General features: G+C 27.7%; 31 protein-coding genes. 30 read left to right on the top strand and 1 reads right to left on the bottom strand.

The window, feature by feature from the left end; all coding sequences use genetic code 4:
* The first annotated feature begins 2 nt into the window (after positions 1–2).
* Together P344_RS05500 and trmB are read left to right on the top strand one after the other, a co-directional pair.
* Positions 3–2,024, top strand: coding sequence for an EAL domain-containing protein (locus P344_RS05500; protein ID WP_025317873.1), 2,022 nt, complete (start codon positions 3–5; stop codon positions 2,022–2,024).
* A complete protein-coding gene (gene trmB, locus P344_RS05495) occupies positions 2,008–2,667 on the top strand; it encodes a tRNA (guanosine(46)-N7)-methyltransferase TrmB (RefSeq protein WP_025317872.1) in 660 nt (219 codons plus the stop codon). Before P344_RS05500 ends, trmB begins: the two co-directional genes overlap by 17 nt.
* Positions 2,668–2,900: 233 nt before the next feature.
* On the opposite strand, the gene P344_RS07705 is transcribed toward trmB, so the two are convergent.
* Positions 2,901–3,149 (bottom strand): YigZ family protein, encoded by a 249-nt coding sequence (locus P344_RS07705; RefSeq protein WP_051413800.1) that lies wholly within the window; start codon positions 3,147–3,149, stop codon positions 2,901–2,903.
* Between the two features lie 155 nt (positions 3,150–3,304).
* Between P344_RS07705 and P344_RS05485 the strand changes: the two genes are divergently transcribed.
* The 28 genes from P344_RS05485 to P344_RS06995 all read left to right on the top strand — a co-directional run bounded on the left by P344_RS05485 (position 3,305) and on the right by P344_RS06995 (position 25,362).
* Complete coding sequence (locus P344_RS05485; protein ID WP_025317871.1) at positions 3,305–3,967, top strand: uracil-DNA glycosylase; 663 nt, start codon at positions 3,305–3,307, stop codon at positions 3,965–3,967.
* 71 nt (positions 3,968–4,038) lie between these two features.
* Positions 4,039–5,022, top strand: a complete 984-nt coding sequence (locus P344_RS05480) for a hypothetical protein (protein ID WP_025317870.1) — start codon at positions 4,039–4,041, stop codon at positions 5,020–5,022.
* Positions 5,023–5,196: 174 nt separating this feature from the next.
* The gene (locus tag P344_RS08150; RefSeq protein WP_081717410.1) at positions 5,197–5,544 is read left to right on the top strand and encodes a PTS sugar transporter subunit IIA; all 348 of its coding nucleotides are present in this window, start codon (positions 5,197–5,199) and stop codon (positions 5,542–5,544) included.
* Positions 5,522–6,223: a PTS sugar transporter subunit IIABC family protein gene (locus P344_RS05470; RefSeq protein ID WP_025317868.1), complete on the top strand. Its 702-nt coding sequence runs from the start codon at positions 5,522–5,524 to the stop codon at positions 6,221–6,223. Before P344_RS08150 ends, P344_RS05470 begins: the two co-directional genes overlap by 23 nt.
* Positions 6,105–6,725 carry a PTS transporter subunit EIIC gene (locus tag P344_RS07005; RefSeq protein WP_158500480.1) on the top strand — a complete coding sequence of 207 codons (621 nt, stop codon included), beginning with the start codon at positions 6,105–6,107 and terminating at the stop codon, positions 6,723–6,725. The genes P344_RS05470 and P344_RS07005 overlap by 119 nt, the downstream gene beginning before the upstream one ends.
* Complete coding sequence (locus tag P344_RS06900; RefSeq protein WP_156028596.1) at positions 6,709–6,846, top strand: hypothetical protein; 138 nt, start codon at positions 6,709–6,711, stop codon at positions 6,844–6,846. Before P344_RS07005 ends, P344_RS06900 begins: the two co-directional genes overlap by 17 nt.
* Entirely contained in the window at positions 6,836–7,024 is a 189-nt protein-coding gene (locus tag P344_RS05460; RefSeq protein WP_025317866.1) for a hypothetical protein, read from the top strand. The genes P344_RS06900 and P344_RS05460 overlap by 11 nt, the downstream gene beginning before the upstream one ends.
* Positions 7,025–7,142: 118 nt before the next feature.
* Positions 7,143–7,271, top strand: a complete 129-nt coding sequence (locus tag P344_RS07985; RefSeq protein ID WP_269078597.1) for a hypothetical protein — start codon at positions 7,143–7,145, stop codon at positions 7,269–7,271.
* Positions 7,272–7,304: 33 nt separating this feature from the next.
* Complete coding sequence (locus P344_RS07980) at positions 7,305–7,430, top strand: hypothetical protein (RefSeq protein WP_269078596.1); 126 nt, start codon at positions 7,305–7,307, stop codon at positions 7,428–7,430.
* Positions 7,431–7,434: 4 nt separating this feature from the next.
* Positions 7,435–7,671: a hypothetical protein gene (locus tag P344_RS05455; protein WP_025317865.1), complete on the top strand. Its 237-nt coding sequence runs from the start codon at positions 7,435–7,437 to the stop codon at positions 7,669–7,671.
* Between the two features lie 213 nt (positions 7,672–7,884).
* Positions 7,885–8,202, top strand: a complete 318-nt coding sequence (locus P344_RS05450; protein ID WP_025317864.1) for a hypothetical protein — start codon at positions 7,885–7,887, stop codon at positions 8,200–8,202.
* 76 nt (positions 8,203–8,278) lie between these two features.
* A complete protein-coding gene (locus P344_RS05445) occupies positions 8,279–8,563 on the top strand; it encodes a hypothetical protein (protein WP_025317863.1) in 285 nt (94 codons plus the stop codon).
* A gap of 14 nt (positions 8,564–8,577) precedes the next feature.
* On the top strand, positions 8,578–8,832 hold the full coding sequence (locus P344_RS05440; protein WP_025317862.1) for a hypothetical protein: 255 nt from the start codon (positions 8,578–8,580) through the stop codon (positions 8,830–8,832).
* 1,260 nt (positions 8,833–10,092) lie between these two features.
* Positions 10,093–10,356: a hypothetical protein gene (locus P344_RS05435; protein ID WP_025317861.1), complete on the top strand. Its 264-nt coding sequence runs from the start codon at positions 10,093–10,095 to the stop codon at positions 10,354–10,356.
* 207 nt (positions 10,357–10,563) lie between these two features.
* Complete coding sequence (locus tag P344_RS05430; protein ID WP_025317860.1) at positions 10,564–11,811, top strand: serine hydroxymethyltransferase; 1,248 nt, start codon at positions 10,564–10,566, stop codon at positions 11,809–11,811.
* A 177-nt stretch (positions 11,812–11,988) separates the two neighbouring features.
* The gene (locus tag P344_RS05425) at positions 11,989–12,252 is read left to right on the top strand and encodes a hypothetical protein (protein WP_025317859.1); all 264 of its coding nucleotides are present in this window, start codon (positions 11,989–11,991) and stop codon (positions 12,250–12,252) included.
* Positions 12,231–12,533 carry a hypothetical protein gene (locus P344_RS07000; RefSeq protein ID WP_025317858.1) on the top strand — a complete coding sequence of 101 codons (303 nt, stop codon included), beginning with the start codon at positions 12,231–12,233 and terminating at the stop codon, positions 12,531–12,533. The genes P344_RS05425 and P344_RS07000 overlap by 22 nt, the downstream gene beginning before the upstream one ends.
* 221 nt (positions 12,534–12,754) lie before the next feature.
* Positions 12,755–13,096 (top strand): hypothetical protein, encoded by a 342-nt coding sequence (locus P344_RS05415; protein ID WP_025317857.1) that lies wholly within the window; start codon positions 12,755–12,757, stop codon positions 13,094–13,096.
* A 669-nt stretch (positions 13,097–13,765) separates the two neighbouring features.
* Entirely contained in the window at positions 13,766–14,206 is a 441-nt protein-coding gene (gene rplM, locus P344_RS05410; RefSeq protein ID WP_025317856.1) for a 50S ribosomal protein L13, read from the top strand.
* An 11-nt stretch (positions 14,207–14,217) separates the two neighbouring features.
* Positions 14,218–14,619 carry a 30S ribosomal protein S9 gene (gene rpsI, locus P344_RS05405; RefSeq protein ID WP_025317855.1) on the top strand — a complete coding sequence of 134 codons (402 nt, stop codon included), beginning with the start codon at positions 14,218–14,220 and terminating at the stop codon, positions 14,617–14,619.
* 127 nt (positions 14,620–14,746) lie between these two features.
* Positions 14,747–18,637, top strand: a complete 3,891-nt coding sequence (locus P344_RS05400) for an AAA domain-containing protein (RefSeq protein WP_025317854.1) — start codon at positions 14,747–14,749, stop codon at positions 18,635–18,637.
* A gap of 17 nt (positions 18,638–18,654) precedes the next feature.
* Positions 18,655–21,030, top strand: a complete 2,376-nt coding sequence (locus P344_RS05395) for a hypothetical protein (RefSeq protein ID WP_025317853.1) — start codon at positions 18,655–18,657, stop codon at positions 21,028–21,030.
* Positions 21,030–22,133: a hypothetical protein gene (locus P344_RS05390; protein WP_025317852.1), complete on the top strand. Its 1,104-nt coding sequence runs from the start codon at positions 21,030–21,032 to the stop codon at positions 22,131–22,133. Before P344_RS05395 ends, P344_RS05390 begins: the two co-directional genes overlap by 1 nt.
* Before the next feature lie 120 nt (positions 22,134–22,253).
* Positions 22,254–22,997, top strand: coding sequence for a DeoR/GlpR family DNA-binding transcription regulator (locus tag P344_RS05385; RefSeq protein ID WP_025317851.1), 744 nt, complete (start codon positions 22,254–22,256; stop codon positions 22,995–22,997).
* 19 nt (positions 22,998–23,016) lie between these two features.
* Complete coding sequence (gene nagA, locus P344_RS05380; protein WP_025317850.1) at positions 23,017–24,162, top strand: N-acetylglucosamine-6-phosphate deacetylase; 1,146 nt, start codon at positions 23,017–23,019, stop codon at positions 24,160–24,162.
* Positions 24,163–24,313: 151 nt separating this feature from the next.
* On the top strand, positions 24,314–24,577 hold the full coding sequence (locus P344_RS05375; RefSeq protein WP_025317849.1) for a Vmc-like lipoprotein signal peptide domain-containing protein: 264 nt from the start codon (positions 24,314–24,316) through the stop codon (positions 24,575–24,577).
* Positions 24,552–24,785, top strand: a complete 234-nt coding sequence (locus P344_RS08145; RefSeq protein WP_148552356.1) for a spiralin repeat-containing protein — start codon at positions 24,552–24,554, stop codon at positions 24,783–24,785. The genes P344_RS05375 and P344_RS08145 overlap by 26 nt, the downstream gene beginning before the upstream one ends.
* 421 nt (positions 24,786–25,206) lie before the next feature.
* Positions 25,207–25,362 (top strand): hypothetical protein, encoded by a 156-nt coding sequence (locus P344_RS06995; protein ID WP_158500477.1) that lies wholly within the window; start codon positions 25,207–25,209, stop codon positions 25,360–25,362.
* Positions 25,363–25,497: the final 135 nt, after the last annotated feature.

Genomic DNA, 25,497 nt, shown 5'->3' with positions numbered 1-25,497 from the left:
AAATGGGCAATATACTAAATACAATATTTGTTTACTTATTTTTTATTGGAATTTTTTCTATTATCTATATGTTTACCTGAGGGTTAGTTCGAAATTATTTTACTCGGTTTGCTTTATATTATAAATTAATTATTGGGGGATTGTTTGGAATTTTAGTTGTTCTTGCCCAGGGCTTAATTCCTTATTTTGTCAAAGATATTGATAAAAATATTGCAACCATTTATTTACCTGTTTTATTAGGGTGAATTATTAGTGTTTTTATTTCATGAATTTCAATTATTTTATATTTAACCATTATCTTACTGGGGAATTTTGTTTTAATTCCAGCAACTAATATTGAATTTGTCCAATTATCGGGGACTGCCAGTATTTTAATTTATTTTGTGTTATTTATTATTGCCATTATTGTAACAATTATTGGATTATATTTAAAATGAACACAGTGAACAATGTGATCATTAATTATTTTAATCTCATTTATTCTAGTCTCAATTGTAACATTAACTACCCATCAAAGTGATTCCTTTACCAATGGTCTAGTCAAAGAATTAAATGTTTTAATTTGAATTGCCTTTAGTTATCTTGGCTATGGGATTGAATGAATTATTGAAATGGTTTATGAACATGCGATTAAATTACAAAATATTATTGAATATGACCGGACAACTTATATTCGTGAAGCATTAGCGCATGAGGCAATTTATGATTTAATTAATCGCCAAAAAATTCAACGGGGAGTTTACTTTACCTTTGAAATTAATAATATTAATAAATTAGATAAAATTGTTAGTGGGAATATCAAAAATAAAATTATTGATGTTGTTGCGCGACAAGTTTTTAACCAGTGGCAAAATGATGATGTGCTATTTTTTAAAGCTAGTTTAAACCATTTTGGAATTTTCTTACCTTTTGATAAAAATTTAAAAGTAGAAATTAATACTTTGCTAGAAAATAACCGGTTTAAACAACGTCCCGCTGATGATGTTTTAAAAAAATTTGAAACGCTTTTACAAAAAGTTAACACAACTTTTGCTTTACATAATTATAAAATTAGTATTAAATTACAAGGTTATGCTTCAATCTATGGGATTCAATCAAACAATTTAGAAAAACTAAAAGAGTATAATATTACCACCGCTGATAACCGCAGTAATATTGAATATGAAAACCAAGTAATTTTTGCAGATATTGCTGTAATTCGTGAAATTAAAACGCAAAAAAGAAATATTTTAGCTTTAAATGAATCAACTAATCTTGAAAAAATTATTAGTTTATTTTATCCTGTTATTAATGTTGACGATAACTACCAAGTTGAATTTAACTATACTAGCAATCTTGTGAATGGGTCAAAATTGGAATCATTTTATGATAATGATTTAAAAAATGTTTTTTTAAAAACTGAGCAACATATTTTGTCCCGTTTTAATGCTGCTTTAAATATTAAGAATTTTAAAAAATTAGATGATTATCTAGAGCGAAAAGTCTTTATATCTTATTCCGCAAACTTTATTGCCAGTGAAATGTTTAACTTAAAAAAATTTGCTACTAAATTAATTGAATTAAAAATTAAACCATCTAATTTAATCTTAACTTTTGATTTAAAAGAACCAAGTTTTAATACTAAATTATTTACTAAAAACCTGGCGCTAATACGCAAGTTAGGAATTAGTATTGCAGTTAAAAATTTAGGAAGTGATAATACGGATGTTACTAGTTTATACTACTATCAACCAGAATTTGGGTTAATTGCTCCGGAAGTCATCCGGGAAATCTTTATCCACTTACATAATCAAGAATTAATTAAAGACTTAATTTTATTAGCAAAGAAATTAGGAATTAATTTAGTTGCCCCCCAAGTAAATAGTTATTTAACTTATAAAAAACTTAATGAATTTGGGATTAACTATATGTTAGGAAACTTATTTGGTTATTTTGAAGAACCCCAAACAACAATTAACAATGAAGTCCGTTATTTATTGTTAAAGAATCTTATGAAAGGAGACAAAAATGCGCTTAAGAAATAAACCATGAGCAAATGAATATCTTAATGAACATCCTGAATTTTGCATTCCACACCCTGAACAATATCAGGGACATTGAACTTCGGAAGTTTTTAAAAATAACAAACCCTTAAATATTGAAATTGGAACTGGTAAGGGTAATTTTATTATTAATTTAGCAAAGGCTAACCCTGATCAAAATTATGTGGGGATTGAAAAATATCCGTCTGTTTTAGTTATAGCCTTAAAAAAACTAGTCGCTGAAAATTTAGATAATTTAAAATTATTATCATATGATGCCATTAAATTAAAGGATATATTTGCTAACAATGAGGTTCAGAAAATATATTTAAATTTTTCTGATCCGTGACCAAAAAAACGTCATCAAAATCGGCGTTTAACAAGTAAACCATTCTTAGCTTTGTACCAAGATATTTTGCAAAACGATGGTGAAATTCATTTTAAAACTGATAATGATAATCTGTTTGCCTTTTCATTAAGTAGCTTAGAAGAGAACCAATGAAATATTATTGATTATACTAATGATTTATATAATAGTAAGTATTTAGATAATAATATTCCAACTGAATATGAAAAACGTTTTGTGGTAATGAATAAAAATATTAATTATTTATATGCTAAGAAAAGTAATAAGATAATTGGCTAAGATTTAAGGTTCTTGTTAACTCGCCCCTATTTTTCGTTAACAATGCCAGTTAGTTCAACGTTATTAGCATGATAACTTTTTTTAATATTAGTAATTAAATAATTCCGACAAATTTCATCTACCAGTTCAGTTTACTATTCGAAAAATAAAAATTAATTTTTAAAGAAATTTGTTGGTGATATTCACCGATGGTTGCTTGTTTTAAAGTTTCACTAACATTATGAGCATAAGCTCTAATTAATCCTCCGGCCCCTACCTAATTTAATCCCCCCAAAATAACGGATTGTTAAACATACAATATTTGTTAAGTTATGATGATTTAATACTTCTAACATTGGTTTACTAGCGGTATTGGTCGGTTCACCATCATTATCTTTGCGGATGATATTCTTATTTTCCCCAATAATATAAACATAACAATTATATGTTGCACTAAGATCCTGGTGGGCTGCTAAAAAATTGCGGGCTGCTTCCGTATCCACAGTTTTTAATAAACAAATAAATTTTGATTTTTTAATAATTGTTTGGGATATTAAGATATTAGGGTTTTAGCAATATTTATATGAAACCTCATTATTTTTACTTTCTTTGATTATAATAATTATATAATAAAGGTAAACAGATAAGGAGAAATAAAATGTGACTTAAATATTTTTCAGAATGAAAACCATTCTTTGAACAAGAAAGCAAAAAACCTTATTTTATTAAATTAGTTAGTACAATTCAAAAAGAATATCAAACCAAAACTTGTTATCCAGCTCAAGAAAATATTTTAGCATTGTTTAATACAATTACTCCGAGCAAGATTAAAGTTGTAATTATTGGTCAAGACCCTTATCACAATAAAGGGCAAGCAAATGGGTTATCTTTTAGTGTTAATGATGGTGTTAAATTACCACCTAGTTTGGTTAATATTTTTAAAGAATTACAAAAAGATTTAAATATTGATCATTTTCAAAGTGGTAATTTAATTGGTTGGGTAAAACAGGGTGTTTTTTTGTACAATACAATTTGTACGGTCGTTAAAAAATCACCGCTAAGTCACAAGGATATCGGATGGTTAGAATTTAGTACTAATTTATTAATTTATTTAAATGAAATTCGTGATGACATTATTTATGTTTTATGGGGTAATTATGCGCAAAGTTTTGCCCCATATATCAAAAATAAAGATAATATTATTAAGGGAGCTCATCCTTCACCTTTTAGTTACCATTTATTTAAAGATCAACATTTTTTTCAACAAATTAATGAGCTATTAATAAAAAACAAAAAAAAATCTATTGATTGAAAAATGTAAGGTATAATAATTACATGAATTATTTAGGATTATTATGCGATTGATAAAAAATAAAGGATTGAGAGGCGACTATGGGCTTATTAGCAAGTTTTAGTAACATATCAAAAATATTATATAGTAACAAGATGGCTTACTTTGCTAGTGCAGTAGTCGGGGCCCTTTTTTTAGTTTATTGTGTATATAATGGGTTGTATTTTTTAATTAATCCAAAGAAATACCATGGAATTCGGTTTACAACTAAAAATATTGCTTATATCACAATGCTATCAGCAGTTTCAGCAACTGTTACAATTATAATTTCAGTAACCGTGCCAATTACGGTGTTTCCGCCGATCAGGATTGCTTTTGAGGGATTAATGGTCAAGATTAGTGGTTTTATTTTTGGACCAATTGTAGGATTATTATCGGGAGTAGTTACCGATATGATTGTGATGTTATTTGTACCTTCATATGTCCATGTGGCGTATATTATTGTAATTGCTTCGTTTGGGTTTATTTCTGGCTGTGTTTCTTCTTTAAACCGTGCGGTTGGACAACGGAAATGAATTTTATTTTTATTAACTAATATTTTTATTATTGTTTTTGGAACTTTTGCTAGTTTAATGACATGATATTCACCTGTTGATACGATTGAATTATTTGCGGGTTTAAAAACTAATAAGGATGTCTTAGTTTATATTATTGTGATTGGAACGGGCGCATCATTAGTAATTATTTGAATTATTATGTTTGTGTACCGTTATTTTGATAAAAATAAACAACACTATTGAGACTTAGTAGCGGTTATTATGCTAGCTGTTATTAATGAATATTGAGTAACCACGCTAATATCTGCCTGGGGAGATATTGCATTCCTAACCGTGTCCCAGAATAAGAATTCGGGAACTGATGGTTATGGAGTGACGATGATCTCCCGTTTAGCAATGGCCCCAGTTAAAATTCTCTTTAACTCGGCAATTATTTATATTACATACCGAGCAATTTCACCTTTAATTCATAAAGATACGAATGAAGTTTTGCAAGATAAAGTTAAAGTAAAACCAATGTTAAAATAGGTTTTACTTTTTTATTTGCTTAAAAGTAATAAAAAATTCATAAATATTAAAATTTAAAAATAATATATTTTTTTCCAATTTAATATAATTAATCAAAAAAATTATTGAAAAAAGCGTATAATTCATTTGAAAGGAGAAATACAGAATGGAAATAGATCATAAATTATTTAATGAATCGCATATTATTTTAGAATCAAAGGCAAAAAAAGTCAACGAAAAGCTTTCCAAGAATTAGCGGAATTAGCGTTTAAATTAGGTTATGTTACTAGTGTTGAAGCTTTGGTTGCTGGATTTACAAAACCGGAAAGTGAATCATCAATTGGTTTTGAAGATGGTTTTGCCATTCCGCATGCTTTAATTCCGGAAGTTACAAAACCAGCAATTTTGTTCTTACGAATGATAAATGGGTTTGATTGAAAATCAATGTATGGTAAACCAACAAAAATTGCCATTGCAATTATTATTCCTGGTGATAAGGCAAACAGAACTCTACTTAGATGTGTTAAGTTCAATTTCAGTTAAATTAGTGGATAAAAGTTTTCGTGATAATTTAAAACATGCCAAAACACCACAAGAAGTTTTAACATTAATCGGTAGTGATGTTAAACAAACTAAAAAAAGTAGTCCCAACTGTGGTAAAACAATTCTTGGGACCTCAGCTTCTACAACTGGGGTTGTTCATACATATATGTGTAAAGAACTACTAGAACAAGCTGGCACAAAAATGGAATATAATATTCACATTAAATGTCAAGGACAAAAAGAATTAGAATATGAAATTCCGAAAAAAATGCTTGATGAAGCAGAAGTTGTTATTTTGGTAAATGATGTGGGAATTGATATGGACCGTTTTATTGGGAAAAAAGTTTATCCCTGTGGAACTGCCCCCATTGTGTTAAAGATGCTAAAAAAAGTAATTAAAGACGCTTTAGCAAAAGGTTATATTTACGGAGAAAGTAATGATAATTCTGACTTTATTGCTAACTCTGGACAGGGGAAACCAGCCATATTAAGACACTTATTAAGTAGGGTTTCTTATAATGATTCCGTTTGTTGTGTTTGCGGGATTATGTTTTGCGATTATGTCAGGAATCGCGAAAGTAACTTATGGTGATGGCTTTGGCTTTGGTTCATCATGAAATATTGGCGAAACCGCGGCAGATGGTCATGTCATTACTTTAGCAGATTGAGGAGCAACTAAAAACTTTAACTTATTACAAATGGCGCATGTGTTAATGATTATTAACAATATTGCAAATATTGGTTTTGGTTTAATTATTCCAATTATGGGAGGTTATATTGCCTTCTCAATTGCGGGAAGACCAGGAATTGCCCCAGCAATTATTGTCACTTATATGTTAGTTAATCCTGGATCAGGATTATGGTGAGACTTTAACGGGGCATTAAACTTGAATGGAGGAGTTATTGATGCTCATCAACCATTCCAAGGAAACGCTAATAACTCATGAACATTATTTGGGACCATCTATTCGGGATTAATTTGTGGATATCTAGTAAAATATGTTAATTCATGAAAAGTACCAAAATGATTAGCACCAATTATGCCAATTATTATTATTATTATTATTTCATTATTCTGTACTGCAATCGTGGCAATTCCAACACCATTCTTATTAGCTGCTCTTTGGATATGTAATGGGTGGTTTAGATTGTGGTTTAAGTTGAATGGGAATTCACCCTAACATTGGATTCTTAGTTGGTTTAATCTTAGGAGCAATGGTTGGTTTTGATATGGGAGGACCAATCAATAAAATTGCGGTGTTAGTAGCAACTTCAATGATAGTGCAAGACCATGGTGTTTAATACGGCCAGTTGCTACGGCGACCCCAATCGCCCCATTAGGGGATGCGCGTTAACATCAACTGTTTTGGGAAGAAAATTATTTACCGCACAAGAAAAATCATTAGGTTGAAATGCTTGACTATTAGGATTTATGCGAATTTTAGAATTAGCAAAGAAAAAAAATAGTATTAATAAATAACAATAATTAAATAGCAAGTATCTTAAATACTTGCTATTTTTATTAAATAAAGGACTGGTTTAAATGAAAAAGCGACATTGATGATTTGAAAGTGAATACGGGAAAGCGTTTGTTAATATTGAAGATGATACCCTTGTTATTAACACCTTCGGGGAGTGTTACTTTTGGCTTACATAAAAAACGGTATGTTAAGATTAAAATAAATGATATTAAAGAAATTATTATTCAAAAACCAAAATTATTTTAAAGTGGTTATCTTTACTTTGTCCTAACAGATGAAATGCCAGAAACTGAACAAACTAAAATTGTATTATTAAATAATAGTGTTAATATTAAATCGAAAGACGAATTAGTGTATGCTGATAAAATTAAAGCAGCAATCGAGGGGAAAAACCAAGGAGCGTAATTAGATGAAGCTAGAAGTTTTGATATCGTTAATTATTTTAATTGTTTTTACAATTATTGGGGTAGTTTTCACAATTTTTCATATTTATTCTAAAAACAAGCGAATTAATGCTGGATTTGTTGTGGAGAGTAATTTAAGCTTAGCAAATCGAATTAAGCGTAATTTGTGATTATTTTTTGCTTGTTTATCAGCTGCGATTGCCCTAGCCGCGTTGATATATTTAATCCAATCAGTTACTTAATTTTATTTTTTTGTTGAAAATTAAGGTAATTTCCTATTAATTTTTTAGAAAAAAGATAAAATATTCTTAGTAATTATTAGAGTAGGATTTATAGATTGTGAATGCGTTTGAAAAACAAGAACCAAAATTGTCAGGGAGTGATAAAAATCTTTTCTTGCCAAATTAAAAATCAAAGATGCCAAACTTATTTGGAAATTAACATTTCCAATATTTTTGCAATTATTTTTTAATGTTTTAATTACCCAAATTAATACCGTGGTTATTATTTGGTATTTAGATGGTTTGTATTTTCCTGTGGTGACAAAAGCAACAATTGCTTTTAACTTTTTACAATTTACTCCTAGTTTAATTGCATCAGGAACTTTAATTGTTTGTGGTAATTTAATTGGTCAGCAGTGGGAAAATGAATTATCGGATGTAATTGTGTCAGGCTACTTGGCTGTTAATTTTTTTAATTTGTACTTGTTTAGCATTTATTATGTTTATGATTACTCCGTTCTTATTATCTGCTTTAAGTGCTCAAAATACTAATATCCCTGGTACTAACACTAATGAGTTACAATTTGCAATTTAATATTATCGCTTTTTATTATTAAGAATGATCGGCATGAGTATTATCCACGTTTTTATTAGTGGCCTACAAGCTTGTAAACATAATCGTCATGTAATGATTGGGACAATTATTTCTAATATTATTGACATTATTATTGTTACTTTAATGTTAATTGTTTTTAAAATTAATATTTTATATACAGCATTTACTATTGTGATTGCCAGAGTTTTTCAATTATTTTATATGTTAGGTTTTAACTTAAAATATATTAATTATCATAATGATTATCATTTTTTTAAAAAGATTAAATTAAAATTTATTAAACAAACTGTTTTTTAGGGGTTCCCATTTCCGTGGAAATGGGAATTTGAAATGTTGTTAATTTAATTAACCAAATGGCAATTTCTAAACTGGGCGATGAATTATTAAGTCTTAACCGGGCTGTGAGCACTTTTATTCAGTATGTCACTGTTTTTACTCAAGCATTAGCAACAGTTTGTTCTGTTTTAGTTGCCAATAAAATTGGTGAAGATGATAAAGAAGGACTTATCAATATGGGATTCAATGTTGAAAATTTACCACCTATGTTTCTTTTGTTGGCAGTTTAATTATTTTAGCTTTAACTTATCCGTTATTAAAAATTTTTAATATGCCAACAATCTTAATTAACAGTTGTGGGTATTATTTATTTTTGATTCTTGTTTTTAAAATGACGACTTGTGATACAGTTAATTTAATAATTTTTACAAGCACTCTGAACCGTCAATGATGTTTGATTTTCCTTAATTGTTTCAATTTTTTCAATGTTTATTTGACAAGATGTCTTTGCTTTTATAATTATTAGTGGGTTTAAAGTAACTGGCACTTTAGGGTTAATATTAATCTATTTAGGAACAACAAATGATCCAATTACCCGCTCATTAATTTATGCGCGAAGATAAGTGAAACAAATTTGGTACAAATATGTGAAAAAATTATAAGGTTTTATTTAATTGCTTTTATATTTATCTTATGTTTTAATTAAAATAGTTTTATTTATAAAAGTCAGAGATTAAATAGAACTATTTTGACAGTATTTTAAATTAATAAACTAAAAATAAAAATTAATGCCATAAAAACACAAAAGTACTTTAATAAAATTTATTGAATGTAAAAGTAAGCACCGTTTGTGTAAAAATTCAATTTTAAAATTAAAATAGTTATTTAACTATTATTTTGATGTGAAAATTATGAATTTTTTAAAATAAATTTTGTTAAAAGTATTATTTATTAAATAAATAATACTTTTTTGTTGTTTAGAATAAAGGAAATAGTTAAATGCTGAAGAGGAGATTTAAATATTTTATTTCATCATGAACAATAATATTATTTTTAATAATTTTAGGATTAGGTTTAGGATTATCTGCTTATGGATTAGGGATGCAATCTTGTAATTTTGCTTATAGTATTAAGACTATATTGATGAAATTTTACCAAAAGGTAAATATACTGTTGATACTGATATAATAAGTCAGTTTGCTTTAAAAAATAAAATTGGGATTAATCCGGCTACCGGGACATATTATGATGATCTAAATATTGTTGCAACAAATTTATTGTTAGTGTTAGATAAAAGTTATTCTTCCCTAGATTTAGGACCATTTGCTTTTTATGAGAGTGAACGAACTTGGTTGGGAGAGCACCAAGCAATTAGTAATTTATTAGCTCCCAATTATTAACAAACTGATTTTTATTTAGGAACTGGGAAATGAGATTTATCACAAAAATTTCAATGAATAACTCATTTAAATGCCTTTCCTTATAATGCTAAAGGAAGTCAAAAAGAATTAAAATGTGATGAAGCGTTAGCAAAAAAGAGAACTTATCGATTGGTTGATGGCAAAATCCAACTTTGACAAGCTAGTGATTATCAGGGAATTGTCCATTGGGATGCTGTTAAAGCCCAAGAAAAAGCTGATACTTTTAATCAATATTTAGGTGAATTTGCAATAATTTTAGTTCACGCTAAAGTTGATAAAAATGGGAATGTAATTCCGAAAATAGATGACAAAGGCCATATAATTAAGTTAAATGTGGAAGAAAAAACGTTTAATATCCACACTACTCCAGCTAACTTTTACCACTTCACTTAGATATGCTAAAGCATTTTATCAAAACTGGGTTGTAACTGTCTTTTTAATAATTTTAACTCCTATTATTGGAATCTTTGGAATTGCTGGAGTAATCATTACTTTCCGTTGTTTTCCAAATGGATTAAATAATTCTACAAAATAGTAAATAAATCTTTACTATTTTTTCTTTTTTAATTTACAATATTAGAAAAGAGAAAGAGGTGTGAAATGACTAAAATAATAAATTCTAAGATTAAAAATTTAATAAATTTAGAATTAAAACGTCAACAAGATCATGTCGAATTAATTGCTTCGGAAAATTATGTTTCTGAAGCTGTTTTAGCAACAGTTGGTTCAGTATTGACTAATAAATATTGTGAAGGTTATCCTCATAAAAGATATTATGGGGGATGTGAATACATTGATGAAATTGAACAGTTAGCAATTGATACAATTAAGAAAATTTTTGGGGCCGACCATGCGAATGTACAACCTCATTCCGGGAGCCAAGCTAATGCCGCTGCTTATTTTGCCCTATTAAACCCAGGTGATTCTGTTTTAGCAATGGATTTATCAGCAGGAGGTCACTTAACTCATGGTCACAAAGTTAATTTTTCGGGTAAATTATATAATTTTTATGGTTATGGAGTTAACCCAGAAACTGAAATGTTAGATTATGATGCAATTGAAAAACAAGCCCTTGAATTAAAACCAAAACTAATAGTAGCGGGGGCAAGTGCTTATTCTCGTGAAATCAATTTTAAACGTTTTAAAGAGATTGCTGACAAAGTAGGAGCTTATTTTATGGTTGACATTGCGCACATTGCTGGTTTAATTGCTGCAGGGTTACATCCAAGTCCTATTCCGTATGCGGATGTAGTTACTTCTACGACTCATAAAACTTTGCGGGGACCACGAGGGGGATTAATTCTTTGCAAGGAACAATGGGCTAAGAAAATTAATAGTGCAGTTTTTCCTGGTAATCAAGGCGGGCCACTTGAACATGTGATTGCAGGAAAGGCCCAAGCATTTTTAGAAGCGCTGGAACCTGATTTTAAAATTTATCAACAACAAATAATTAATAATGCTAAAACTTTGGCTCAAGTATTTATTGATAATAATTGCAAAGTAATTTCTAACGGAACTGATAATCATCTGTTAATGATTGATGTTAAAACTAGTTTTAATTTAACTGGCGCCCAAGCGGAAGAAATCTTACAAAAAATTGGAATTATTTCTAATAAAAATATGATTCCCTTTGACCAAGAAACCTCAGTTGTCACTAGTGGTATTCGATTAGGAACTCCCGCCATGACAACCAGAGGTTTTAAAGAACAAGAATTCTTAGAACTAGGTAAAATTATTATTAGTGTATTAACAGATTATAGTGATCAAAATCTAGTTATTAACCAAACTAAAGTTCGTGATTTATTAGCAAGATTTCCAATTTACCAAAATATTAAATATAAATACTAAACTAATGCTTAATTAATTTTTTAAGAATGAAAAAAAGTTTATTATTTAGTATTAATAATTTAAATATTATGACTTAATGACGATTATAATTAAGACATAGTTATTGAGTATAAAAAGTGCCAAAAAATATGTTTTGCACTTTTTTATATCTTTTTAAATGAAAAAAGGAAACAAATTATGGAAGAAATATTAAACGATGATGAAAAATTAATAACATTATGAAATGATTTTAATCGAAAATACGATGAATTAATAAAAATAAATATTAAATTTGCTGATTTAAAAGATAAGATGAGTAAGTTTTCAAGTCAATGATTAGAAAATAAAGAAATCCTATGACTTAATTTTAATCAACAAAATGAGCATTTTGCAATTGTTCAAAAAATAATGACGACTTCTTTAGATTATTTTTTTAAAAAATGTCAGTTAAAAATATTTTAAGCATTTTAAATCTGGTAGAGATTAAAAAAATTCATAATATTAGCAATAATTTGATTAATTTGTGGGCTAGTATTACTAGTGAAGAAAATGAAGTTGGAAAATTATGAAAATTTGTAGTAGATTATCAAGATTCATATTCATTTTTTACAAACCATTATTCTAATTTAAAAAAACAATTTAATGGATTGACTGAATTAAATTGCGAAAAGGAAATCAAAATTAAATCTAGGATTGCTAAAATACTAACAATTACAGAAAAAAAACATTGATTTAATGAATAAAAAAATTGTAAAGTATCATGACTCAATTAATGAGCCTAGTAGCATTTTATTAGAAGTTAAAGAATTTTTAAAAAAATACCATGTTGATAAAAATGATGATTTTATAGGTTAGCCTCTTGACCATTTATTAAATTTATCAAAAGAAGAAATAATGACTAAACAATCAAATTATATTCTTCAATGAGTAACAAAGCAAAAAAAATAAAATATTACTTTATGAATTGTTTATAAAAAATTATTTAGATATAGTATTTAATTATTTAGAAAAAATATGAACAGATATTCAAGAATTAGTGGTTAATTTTGAAAGAACTGTTCTTAATTACTTAATGTTATCATCTAATTTAGAATATGTATGGTTAAGTTTATATTATTCAAATTTTCTTTGGTTTGATATTAAAGATTATACCTATTTACCAGTGGAGTTTCCTAATCAAGAAATAAGAAAAACTGCTAATTTTTTACAACAAGATATTAATTTTTGCCTTATTAAAAAAATATTATTAATCGAAGAGTTTCTAGATTATAACTTAAATCCTGAAAGAACCATCAATCCTATCTAAATTTTCAGATTTCAAGAAACAAATATCAACTATAAAAACAATCAAAACATTAACAATTAAAAAATTTAAAAAATGAAATAATAACTAAAACTTAAAAATTAAAAATGAACATTTATTAATGGAAGAAATTGAGAAAATTTTAGATGAAAAATACCCAAAATAAGAGTCTTATAGTTGATTATTAGAAGATCCAACTTTTGGATATAATAAATGTCTTAGTTAATAAATTTATGATTCATCATATCTAAAATTTTTTCGAAATAATCGCGAAAAAAGCCTACGATCTTCTTTATAAAATTAATGATTGTTTGGATAACTATTCATGCGCTGATAACATAGATTGGCAAGGGAAATTAATAAAATTAAAAAAATTGCTAGTGATATTTATACCAATAAAAATCGAATTAAATATTATACTACTTTAGGGATAAAGAACCAATTTACCGGTTTCCGTCAAGAGTAAATTACTCATAGACTTAAAGAAATCGAATGTCAAAAACAACTAATTAACAAAAAGGAAGATATCCCTAGTATCAAAAATGATGAAGAAATAAAATAAAATCTAAGATATTACCCATAATTGATTGAATCACTAGTAATTTTTATATATAATATATTTGCTTTATACATTAAACCCTGGTACGGAATGATGTAAGGAGGTAAGAGCCAATGAGACAAACAACTATCTTAAATTCAGCGAAAGTTGAAAAGAAATGATATGTTATTGATGCTCAAGGTCTAGTTTTAGGGAGATTAGCAAGTAAAGTTGCGATGATCTTAAAAGGAAAAAATAAACCAGCTTATACACCCCATGTTGATTGTGGAGATAATGTTATTATTATTAATGCTGATAAAATAGTATTAACAGGTAATAAATTAAAAGGTAAAATCTATTATCACCATTCACAACATCCTGGTGGGTTAAAAAAAACAGCTGCAAAAGATATGTTAGTTAAAAAACCAATTTATCCAGTTGAACATGCAATTAAAGGAATGTTACCAAAGAATAAATTAGGAGCTCAATTATTCCGTAATTTATTTGTGTATGCTGGTAATGACCATCCACATCAAGCACAACAACCAATTAAGTTAGAATTAACTACTAAATAAAGGAGTCGAATATGGCAAAAAAACAAGAAGTTATATATCGTGGGACTGGGCGTCGAAAATCATCAATCGCGCAGGTTGTTTTAACTCCTGGTAAAGGTAATGTAATTGTGAATGGAAAACCAGCTTTGGAATTCTTTCCATATGCTACTTTGGTACAAGACTTAGAACAACCTTTAGAAATTACAGGAGTAAAATCTGACTTTGATATTAATGTTAAAGTTTCTGGTGGTGGTTTTACCGGACAAGCGGGGGCGACAAGACTAGGAATCGCAAGAGCGCTAGTTGAAGCTTCGCAAGATTATAAAATCCTTTTAAGGCATGCTGGGATGCTAACTCGCGATGCTCGTATTAAAGAACGTAAAAAATATGGTCTACGGGGAGCTAGAAGAGCACCACAATACTCAAAAAGATAGATGCTTATGAAAAAAGTACACTTTGTGTACTTTTTATTTATTTATTCTATTTTTTGCGATATTTTAATAATTTAGTATAATTAAAAGAGTATGAATTAGTTAGTGGGTAGCATAAAGTAGGTGAAGTATGGCAGACAATGAGTTTTTAATTAAAGGTAAGAGATTTAACGGGAAAAATCTTTTATTAAATTGATATTTTCTTACCACTAGTAAAAGTAAGTTTAACGATGAGGATGTTAAAAACTTACATTTAAAAAATATTAATACTGTTAATGAACTATATAATTTTTTTAAAACGCATATTTGTATTGCTGATTTTTTTATTTGTTTAATTAATGATAAAGCTAAAATTAAAAAAGATAAAAAAGGCATTGAGAAAGAACTATTTGATATTCTAGTTCGTTTTAAATCAATTACTTTTGTTGATGATTTATTAGATCCTAATTTATCGTTAACAATTTTAGGAGATATTAACCCGGAAATTGGGGTTATTAATGTAAAAAATATTTTTTTAACTGCCATGGAAAAAACTAAACAAGACTTTGAAACTCCTGGGGAAGGAGTTCTCTTAGAAATTGCCGATAATTTTAATCTTACCGAAGCAAAAACTCGCACAATTCTTGATTCAAATGTAATGGCTAATATGAAATTCTTAATTTCAACCTTTCAAGAAGAAAAAACTGAATGGTTACAATACTTGCAATTTCAAACCCAAGATTTAGAATATAAACGAAGTAATTCTTGTTTATATATTGATAGTAAATTAATGGAATATGTTAAGATTCCGAAAACAGTTTCTAATTTTGAAAAATACCATGATATAAAATTTAGTACTAATAATTTTTGATATGTTCCGAAAAATATTTTTGCAAAAAATAATATTAAATTAAACCCAAATAATTATGAAGAAATTATTATTGCAAATTTAACCTTGTTTGTGGATGATCAAGAAAAATATCGTTGTTTAAAATCACTACAAAATTTAAGTGTTGCTCCGCTTAATTTAAACCGTTCATATAAAAAAGATAACCCATTAACTTTAATGGAATTTAGTTATTATGATAGTTTTGCCCAAGATTCAAATGATATTATTGATTTAGGTTTTAATATTAATACAACTCAACATATTAATGATAATTTAACTTTAGCACTTATTTTAGAAAAATTATGAAATATTTATCTTAATGAAAATAATATTGAGAAACCAAATGGTGAGAAACAGGAAATTTCTCAGCTATTAAAAACTCATTTAAAAGATTATCAACCAATTAATACATATTATGAATTACAAAACGAAGAAGAATTATCTCTTCAAGAAATTAATAACCAATTTCCCCAGTATGGTTATCTAACATATGTTGGAAAGGGTGACTCAACGTTAATTCGTCGTAGTTCAGTAATTTTAGAAAAGATTAGTAAAAATGATGTGGCTAATCCTTATTTAATTAATTATATTTTTAATATTGAAGATGTTAAAATTAAAAATCAAAATCATTTATTAACAATTGATGATCTAACTTTTGCTTGTAATAATTTAAACGAGGAACAAAAATTAGCAATTGTCAAAACCCTAAATTCACAAGATATCTTTTTATTACAAGGCCCTCCCGGAACTGGGAAAACCGAATTTATTGCTGAATTAGTTTATCAATATGCGATGTTAGGAAAAAAAATTTTAGTATCTTCACAGAATCATACTGCCATTGATAATGTTTTAATGCGGTTAACTAAAACTCCCCAAATTGCTCCGCTCCGTTTAACTGGGGAAGAAGTTCGTAAGAAAAATAAATTTACTGATTTTAATCCGGATAAATTAATTTTTAATCACTATCGTTTTATTTATAATCATTTATTACAGAAGTATCTAACAAAATGAAATGCGCTTAATTATGATTATGAAAACCAAAAGTTAGAATTACAAAAATTAAAAACAAATGCCAAAATGTTGGCACAGGAAATTGCCGAAGCAAAAAAATTAAAAACTAAGTTGACTGAATTAACGAAATTAAGAGATGACGGAATTAATAATGAATTAATTGCAAAAAACAAAAATAAGAAACTTATTATTGAAATAAATAATATAAATAATATTTTTTCGATGTTAAATGACTATAACTGATCAGGAGTTATTAATCCAAATTCGGACGTTGGTGAATTATTTAAAAAACATTTTAGTGCAATTATGCAGGAGAAACTAGGGATGGAATTTGATTCTTTATTTTCAATTCAGGAAGCATACCAAAAAATTATTCAAACTTTAAATAGTAATACTAAATTAATTTCGATTAAAGAACAAGAACTTTTTGAGTTAAAAAATATTAGCAAAGAAAATCGTGACGATGATTGGTTAGGGAAGTTTACTACAGTATACCAAGAATTGAATGATTTAAAAGCAATTGATTACAAACAAGAAGTTGACATCACACAGTATGAACATGCAATTAACGCCTTTCGAAATGATTTAGAAATGTTAAAAGTAATTTATGAAAACCGTTTGAATAATTTACAAGAATCAAATAATAATAACGTAATTGCCCAATATGATCAAGAGATTTCTTATTTAGCAGATGAAGTTAAAGTATTAGATCAAAAATTGGTAGGTCTAAAAATAGAAATTGAAAATCTAGTACAAGGTATTAACAATATTTTTAACATGCATTTAACTATTAAAGATATTGCAGCAACTATTAATGACATTGACCAAGCAATTAATGAGATTGATCTTAATATTAAAAATATTGTTAATGAAAAAAATCAAAAAAATAATTTTGTAAATAATTTAATTAATTTTTTAGATAATAATTATCGAATTGGCAAATTTTTAGATCAAGAAAATATTAGTAGCAATAAGTTTACTTCTTTTATGGAACGAGACACCCTTTTATATGCTAACCAATTTTTGCAAAATAATGTTAATGTGGTTGCAATGACAGCGACAGCTAACCAATCTTACGCCCAAAGTAAAAATAAAGTTTTACAAGATTATAATATTAGTGATATTGATATTAAAAAGTTTGCTTTTGATGTTGTAATTATTGATGAAGTAAGTAAATTAACCCCGATGGAAGTTTTTATGCCTTTAGTCTATGGGAAAGCAGTTGTCTTAGTTGGTGATTATCGTCAGTTACCACCCATTATGCCTTACCGCGAAGAAGATATTGCTAAAATTAATACTGTTTATCAAGAACATTATAGTTATCATGATTTTAATGAATTATTAACTAATTCAATGTTTAAAAAATTAGTGGCTAAGTGTGATGATTCTGTGAAAGGAATTTTAACAAAACAATATCGTAGTCATGAGGACATCATGCGGGTCGTAAATGTTTTTTATGAAAACCAATTACAATTAGGAGATCCCGAAAATCAAAATAATTTAAAACGACATTATATTAAAGTAAGCAATAAAAATGGGTTAACTATTTTTGAACCCCACAAAGCAGTTTATTGAATTGATTCAACAAAAGATGCTGATAATACCAACATAGTTTACGAACAAGGTGAATCAGGAAGCACTAGTTTATTTAATTGACTAGAAATTGAACTAACCGTTAAAACTTTATTATTAATTGAAAAAGGATATAATAATCAAGAAATAAAGTTAACCAAAAAACCAAAAGTTGCTGTTATTAGTTTTTATGGGTTGCATGTTAAAAAATTACGCCGCGCAATTAGTAATTTAAAATTTAAAAGTATTATTGTTGAAGTTTCAACAGTTGATGACTACCAAGGACGCGAAACCGAAATTGTGATTGTTAATACTGTCCGTAATCCCAAAAATCAAGAAAAGGCAAATAAGGAATTTATTAAAAAATATGAACGGTTAAATGTTGCTTTTTCTCGGGCAAAAAATATGTTAGTAATTATTGGTGCCATTAACTTTTTTGCTCATATTGAAGTGGAAATTCCAACCATTGCTAATCCTGAAATTACAAAAATGGTAAAAGCATATTATGAAATTATTAAAATCATTGATGAATACGGAACAGTTTTTACCGCTAGTGACATCTTAGATTAACAGAAAGGGTGATTTATATGAAATTAGGAACGATTAACTTATATAAAAAATGACTTAAATTAAAAACTATCGTTGGTTATCAAACTCCTAAGAAACCGTCATTCTTTCAGTATCTAATTTTAAATACGATTGCCACTTACCCAAATAAAAAGAAAACTTTAGCAGAAGTTTTGAGAACAGAGTTAAAAATTAATGATTTAATGATTTATGCTGATTGTTTAAAGGATTTAATTGAGCGAGAAAATATTATTTCCATTGATACTAATAGTTCTCTTCAATACGTTAGTACTAGTTATAATAATGAATGAATTGATTACACCCTAGGTGTTTTTGCTATTTCACGGAAAGCACTTGCTGCTCTTGAACGCGGAACTTTATTAAGTAAGCATAACAACCGCGAATCATTAATTGATTTTGTTTTTGATCAGTTTACCAATATGTTATTAGTTAATAATAGTACTACTAACTTAACGGATAAAATTACTGAGGATGATTTGGTTATTAATGCCCCGAGCGCTGCTGATCTGACGGGGAATGATCTTTTTAATTATTTAAATGAATATAAAAAAAATGAATTAAAAACTAACCAGTTTAATAAAGATACCACTTTTAGTTTTATTAAAACTAATAATACAAAAATTGAAATGACTTCTGACAAAATTACTAATTTATTTAATCCAATTTATGAACCAGTTCAAATTAATTTAGCATTGACAACATTCAAAGATATTAAGTTAAAAGTCGAGAATGATAATAATTTACAAAATATTTTGGATAATAATGATGCTATTAAAGGAACAGTTGTTGATTACTTTTTAAATAAAATGACCAAGGACTTAAAAGAACATTTTAATTTAAATCTTTCCCGTTTAAATATTAATTTATTTGAAAGTGATTATTTACAAGATCCCCGCTATATTACCACAACATTAGCTAACCCGCGGATTTTAATTGTTAACAGTGCCTATGTAAATGAAAATGCAGTTATCAATAAAAAGTATTATCAAAATAATAATTTAGAGTTAGTAATTTTTGTGAATGCTAGCCAAGATACTACTTTAGCAGATTTACGCACAGAGTTACCTTTTTTCCGAATTAGTAAAGATCTTGTAACCTTTGATCATAATTTTATTACTTTATTTATTAATAACAAATTAGAAACAGAAGCATATTCTATTCAAGAAACCGAAATTATTAGTTTAGGTAAGAAAATTTTAGTGGCGAATAAATATAAGGATAATTATAGTAAAAATATTTTAAAAGAAATAATGCAATATTTAAATCAAAAATTAATAAAATACCAAGGTCAATTACGCGAACTAATTAGTAGTAAAAAAGAAGAAGATTTATTTATCCATTTTTATTTATTAGATTTAATTAATAATAATGACCGTGCTTTCCAAACTTTTATGGAAAACCAAGCAACCGAACATTTTAATAATAAAAACTATTTATATTTACGCTGAGAAGAAATTTGTGATTATTTAGTTTTAAAACCTAACTATAAAAATACTATTCACAATACCTTAGTGGCAGATATTAAACAATTAGCCCATGAACAAAAATCAATTGTTCGAAGTTACAGTGTTTTATATAATGGTGAAATTCTTTCCAAAAAAGATATTTTAAATACTTTGCAAGAATTATATGATGAGGGTAACACCACAATGGGAGAATTATATGAATTAACTAAGATTGCTACTCCCAGTATTGTTGAAAAGATTTGGAACCAAAATTTATTTAATATTGTGACCAAATTTATTAGGGTAATTAACCAAAATATTGCTAGAGAAATTATTGGTCGGGATGATGATTTTGATGTTAATACTAAAAACACAGTCTTTTTAACTAATTTATATTCTTATGCGAAAGATTATGAAATATTTCGTCAACAAATGGAATACCAATCAGAAACAAATGTATTACAACGAAATTGAAAAGCACTTTGGGAAAAAATCAATTTAATTAAAGCCCGTTTAACTAGTTTTCAAAATTTATCGGAACTAATTATTCAATTACTCCATTCCTTATCAGTTTTAGAATTAAAGTTTTGCCAGCTTAAACATGGGGAAGTATTTAATTCAGAAGTTAAGTTTAATGATTATATGAACTTATGTGAATTTGGTAAAGCTAGTGTATATGTGCTGAATAAACTAGAAGGATATGTCGATGAAATATTAGTCGCCGATGATTCTGATGTTAAATATTTAAATGAAAAAATCTTTCTTTTAAAACCTAATTTTGAAAAAAGTAAATACAAAAAATTAAAAGATTGATATAATGAATTAAAATTATATGTTTATTGTGAAGAATATCGTAATGAACAGAATGCTAATAAGAACCGTGAACAAATCAAAAAAATATTAGAAGGAATTGAAGAGGTGTTTACATAATGAGTATGAGTGTTGAACAGGTAATGTATAATTATCAAAAGAAAATTGAGCAGTTAGAAATCAATATTAACTTTGTTCGTGAAAATTTAACAATTTTATTGCAACAATTAAAAGCAATTGATTCAAGTGGCCTTAATTGTCAACAAACTGAAAAATATTTAAAAGAGTTAGATTTAATTATTGCGGATATTGAAAATAATGAATTAGTTAAAAGTTTTTCAAAACAAGATCATGTTGAACTAGAACAAGCTAAACAAATAAATTTTTATTTAGAACAAAAAAAATTACGGCTAGCAGAAATCCAACAAGAAATGGAATTATTAAAAATAAAAGTTATTGAAGATGAAACTAAACAACGAGTTCTTAATTTAAAAAATCGTCTTAATTTAAACCATGACAAATTAGAACAAGAGTTATTAACAATGTTTGATGATAAGCAATCACAAGCAATTATTCTAACTTTTTTTAAAGAAAACAAAAATAAGTTAGTTAATTTAAGTCCAACTGAAATTGCTGAAATTGTTAAAGAAGAAATTAATAATTACCGAACAACAACTGAATTTGTTAAAAACCAATATCTTACTAGTTTTAAAGAACAAGTTAGTCGTGACAAGTTTGTGCAAGCGGAGCTAGTAGCCGATTTAGAACAATTTAGTAAGTTAGATCTGGAAAGTTTCCAAGAACTTAATAAAAAAGCATTAGCCTTACAAAATAAAATTATTACTAAACAGTTAGACGAATCAGCCCGTAAACACGCTATTAGTTCAATTTTACAATCAATTCAAAAACGCGGTTTTATTGTGAATAATAATGACATTCGGTTGGTAAAGGAAAACGAGGATAGTGTTGTTATTGTGTATTCTAAAAAAGTAACTGGTGAAGAAGCAATTTTTAAAGTTTATTTAGACGGGCGATTTACTTATAAATTTGAAGGATATGAAGGACATGCCCATGATACTGATGAGCAACCATTTATTAATGATCTATCAATGTATGATGTTTCCTTATCTAAAGAACAGAAAAAGACATATTTAAATCCGGACCGCCTAATGAATAAAGCAAAAATGAATGTTAATAATAACACAATTAAAAATAAGAAATAGTGTTAATCATAACGCTATTTTTTATAACCTTATAATCACTTTAATTTATTGGTTTTCTATTTTTTCTTGATATATAATTAAAATGATGGAAGTAGTTTGGGAGAGGATAGAGGTAAAAAAATGCATAAGCTAGAAAGAAAAAATATGTTATTAGATTTTTTACAAGCAAAACCATCCCACAATATGGCGGAAATTAATGAGTATGTTGAATCATTAAAAATCGCATATGTTACTGTCCGCCGAGATTTAAAAGGATTGCAGAATGAAGGTTTAGTTAGTCTATCTTATGGTGGGGTTAAAACTAATGAAAAATCGGATAATAGTACAATTAAACATTTAAATCGATTAAATTTAAATCTCAAAGCTAAACTAGCTCAGAAATTAATTAACCAAGGTGATGTTTTTTATTTGGTGGGGGCCGGAACAACCTGTGAGGAATTTGCTAAACAAATTAAAACTGAAGTTAAAGTGATAACTAATTCTTGATTTGTTTACCAAATTCTTTTAAAAAATTCTTATATTATTAAACCAATTCTAGTTGGTGACAAATATCGAGAACCTTCGGGGGTCTTCTTTATTGGTTCTTTTGTTGAGAAAGCATTAGAAATTGAACCATTCTATAAAACATTTGTTTCAGTTACAAATATTGATTATAATGGTAATGTCTATAATAACAATGAGGGAGAATCATACCTCGAAGCAATTATTTTAGCAAAGGCTAAATATAAATATATCCTTGCTGATAATTCAAAATTCAATTCAATGGGTTATGAACATTTCTGTAATATTAAAGATGTTGACGGAATTATTACTTATCGGGTTGTGGAAATTAAGCCAGAGTATTTAGCAAAAGTAATTAATTAGAGAAAGAAGGAGTTAAAACATGATTTTAAAAAACGCAAAAATAGTATTAATTAATGAAATTATTGAAAAAGGGTGAATTGAAGTTGAAGGTAATTTAATTAAATCAGTCAATAAAGGGGAAACTAACCAAGATGGTCATGACTTGCACGGATTAATTGTTATGCCCGGATTTATTGAATGTCATGTCCATGGTGGTTATGGCCATGATTTTGAAGAAGGCACAATTGCTGGATTTGATGAGTTTGCCAAAAAAATTACGCAAGAAGGAGTAACAAAGTTTTGCCAAGGAACAGTTACCGGTTCTGTGGAAAAAGTAACTAAATTAATGGCAGTCTACGGTGAATATATGACTAAGCATAATAAAGGGGCAAAAGCATTGCAAATTGGTGCCCACTTGGAAGGTCCTTTTATTTCACACGAATTTAAAGGAGCACATGAAGAAACACTATTAATTAAACCAGATATTAAAGTAATGCAACAATTTATTGATGCTTCCAAAAATAACATTCGGGTAGTTACTTATGCCCCCGAATTACAAGATGGATCATTCACAACCTTCCTTCTTAAAAATAAAATTATTCCTTCAATGGGACATTCCGCTGCTAGTTTTGAACAAGTAACAACCGAAGTTGGGCGGGGAGCTAATCATTTCACCCATCTTCATAATGGAATGAGCCGTTATGAGCATCGCAAACCAGGAATGGTTAACGCGGGACTATTCTATGATGAAATTTTGTGTGAACTAATTACGGATGGAATTCATAACCATCCTGATACCATCCGGGAAGCTTATAAAATTAAGGGACCTGATCATTTATGTATTATTACAGATGCCATGATTGCAAAAGGATTAGCTGATGGCCCATACAAATTAGGTGATTTGGATGTTATTAAAAAAGGCCAAACGGTTACCTTATTAAATGGAACGTTAGCCGGTGCGGCGGCGACTTATGATTTTAACGTTCGCAATATGTATCATTTTACTAAATGTTCATTAATTGATTTAATTAAAATGACAAGTATTAATGTGGCAAAACAATTAGGAATTTACAACCAAACAGGGTCAATTCAGCCAAATAAATTGGCGGACCTTGTTGTGGTAGATAATGATTTAAATGTTAAGATGACAATTTCCGAAGGTGAAATTGCTTATAATAATCTTTAATAACTTCTTGGAAACTATCTATCAAAGATAGTTTTTAATTTGCAATTTTGCTATCTTCAGGAAAATAATATATTAAAATTAAAAATAAGGGACAGAATATAATATAAAAATTATTAAAATTCATTAACTAAATTTACTTACCAAAGAAAGAATGAAATTAAGTAATGAAAAAACTTTTAAGTACTTGGGTGCGATTAGTTTAACAGCAACCAGTGCAAGTTCTGTTGTTGCTTGTCATAACAAAAGCGCCCAACCAAATAATAATATCAAAACTAATCTTAGTGAAATTAAAATATCAAAGATGATCAATCCATTAGCAATTACAGTTAATGATGAAAAAAATGTTACATTAGATGAATTAAATGCCATTAATTTTAATGACATATTAATTAGAATATGTTACAACCCAAATTAATAATAATCTTAAAGATGGTAATAAAATAACAAAATCTAATTTTAATATTATTAATAATGCAAAAGCAGGGAAGTATGAACAAGCTCAACCAATTACCATTACCATTAATTCCCAAGCACAATCTAAAATTATTACGGGAAAAACAACTTTAACAATTCAAATTATTACGATTGCGGGGAGAATTAACATTTCTGTGTTAACTTTTTAACCCAAAAATTCAGGTTAAAAATCCTGCGAGTGTAACACAAGATGAATTAAATATTATTGATAAAAATTTAACATTCAAAGCTGAGATTTGAGGTTTTATTCGCATCCAACTCCCAAAAGCAAAAAGAACAGGTTTTAAAGTTAATGATTTTATTTTAACCAATAATGCCAAAACTGGTGATTATCAAACTGCTAAGGATATTACCGCGATAGTACAGGCAAAACCTAATTCAAAAATTATTAAAGGTAGTTTTCAATTTAATATTAAAATAATTAGGCTTAAACAAGCGGTTAATATTAGTTCAGTTAATAAAATTAGCGATAACCCCGTTGGAATTTCGGCAATTAAAAGTGGAGGTAATTTTGAATATATCTTTGAATCATATATTCTAACAAGTTTAGATAGTCTTGTTTTAAAAGCTGTGCAAAATCTTGATGCAATCCTAACAAGTTATGATGTTAGTTATGCAATAACTAATTTTGAAACAGTTAAAACCGGAAATACCTATTTTCACCATTCAGTCTGATCAGATCTTCCTTATGTTGATTTAACAAATGGGAAAACAGTTGTGTTATAAATTTAACATTAACCGGACATAACGCCTCTGTGGGAACGGCCAAAGTTAGTGTAACAAAAAAGTGCTAACTAGGAATTAAAAAATGAAATAAACTCTGCTTAAAAGAGTTTATTTTTTATTTTTGCAAAGATTATA

The sequence above is a fragment of the Spiroplasma mirum ATCC 29335 genome (genome assembly GCF_000565195.1).
Lineage (GTDB): Bacteria > Bacillota_I > Bacilli_A > Mycoplasmatales > Mycoplasmataceae > Spiroplasma > Spiroplasma mirum.
This window is presented reverse-complemented; position numbering and strand designations above follow the sequence as displayed.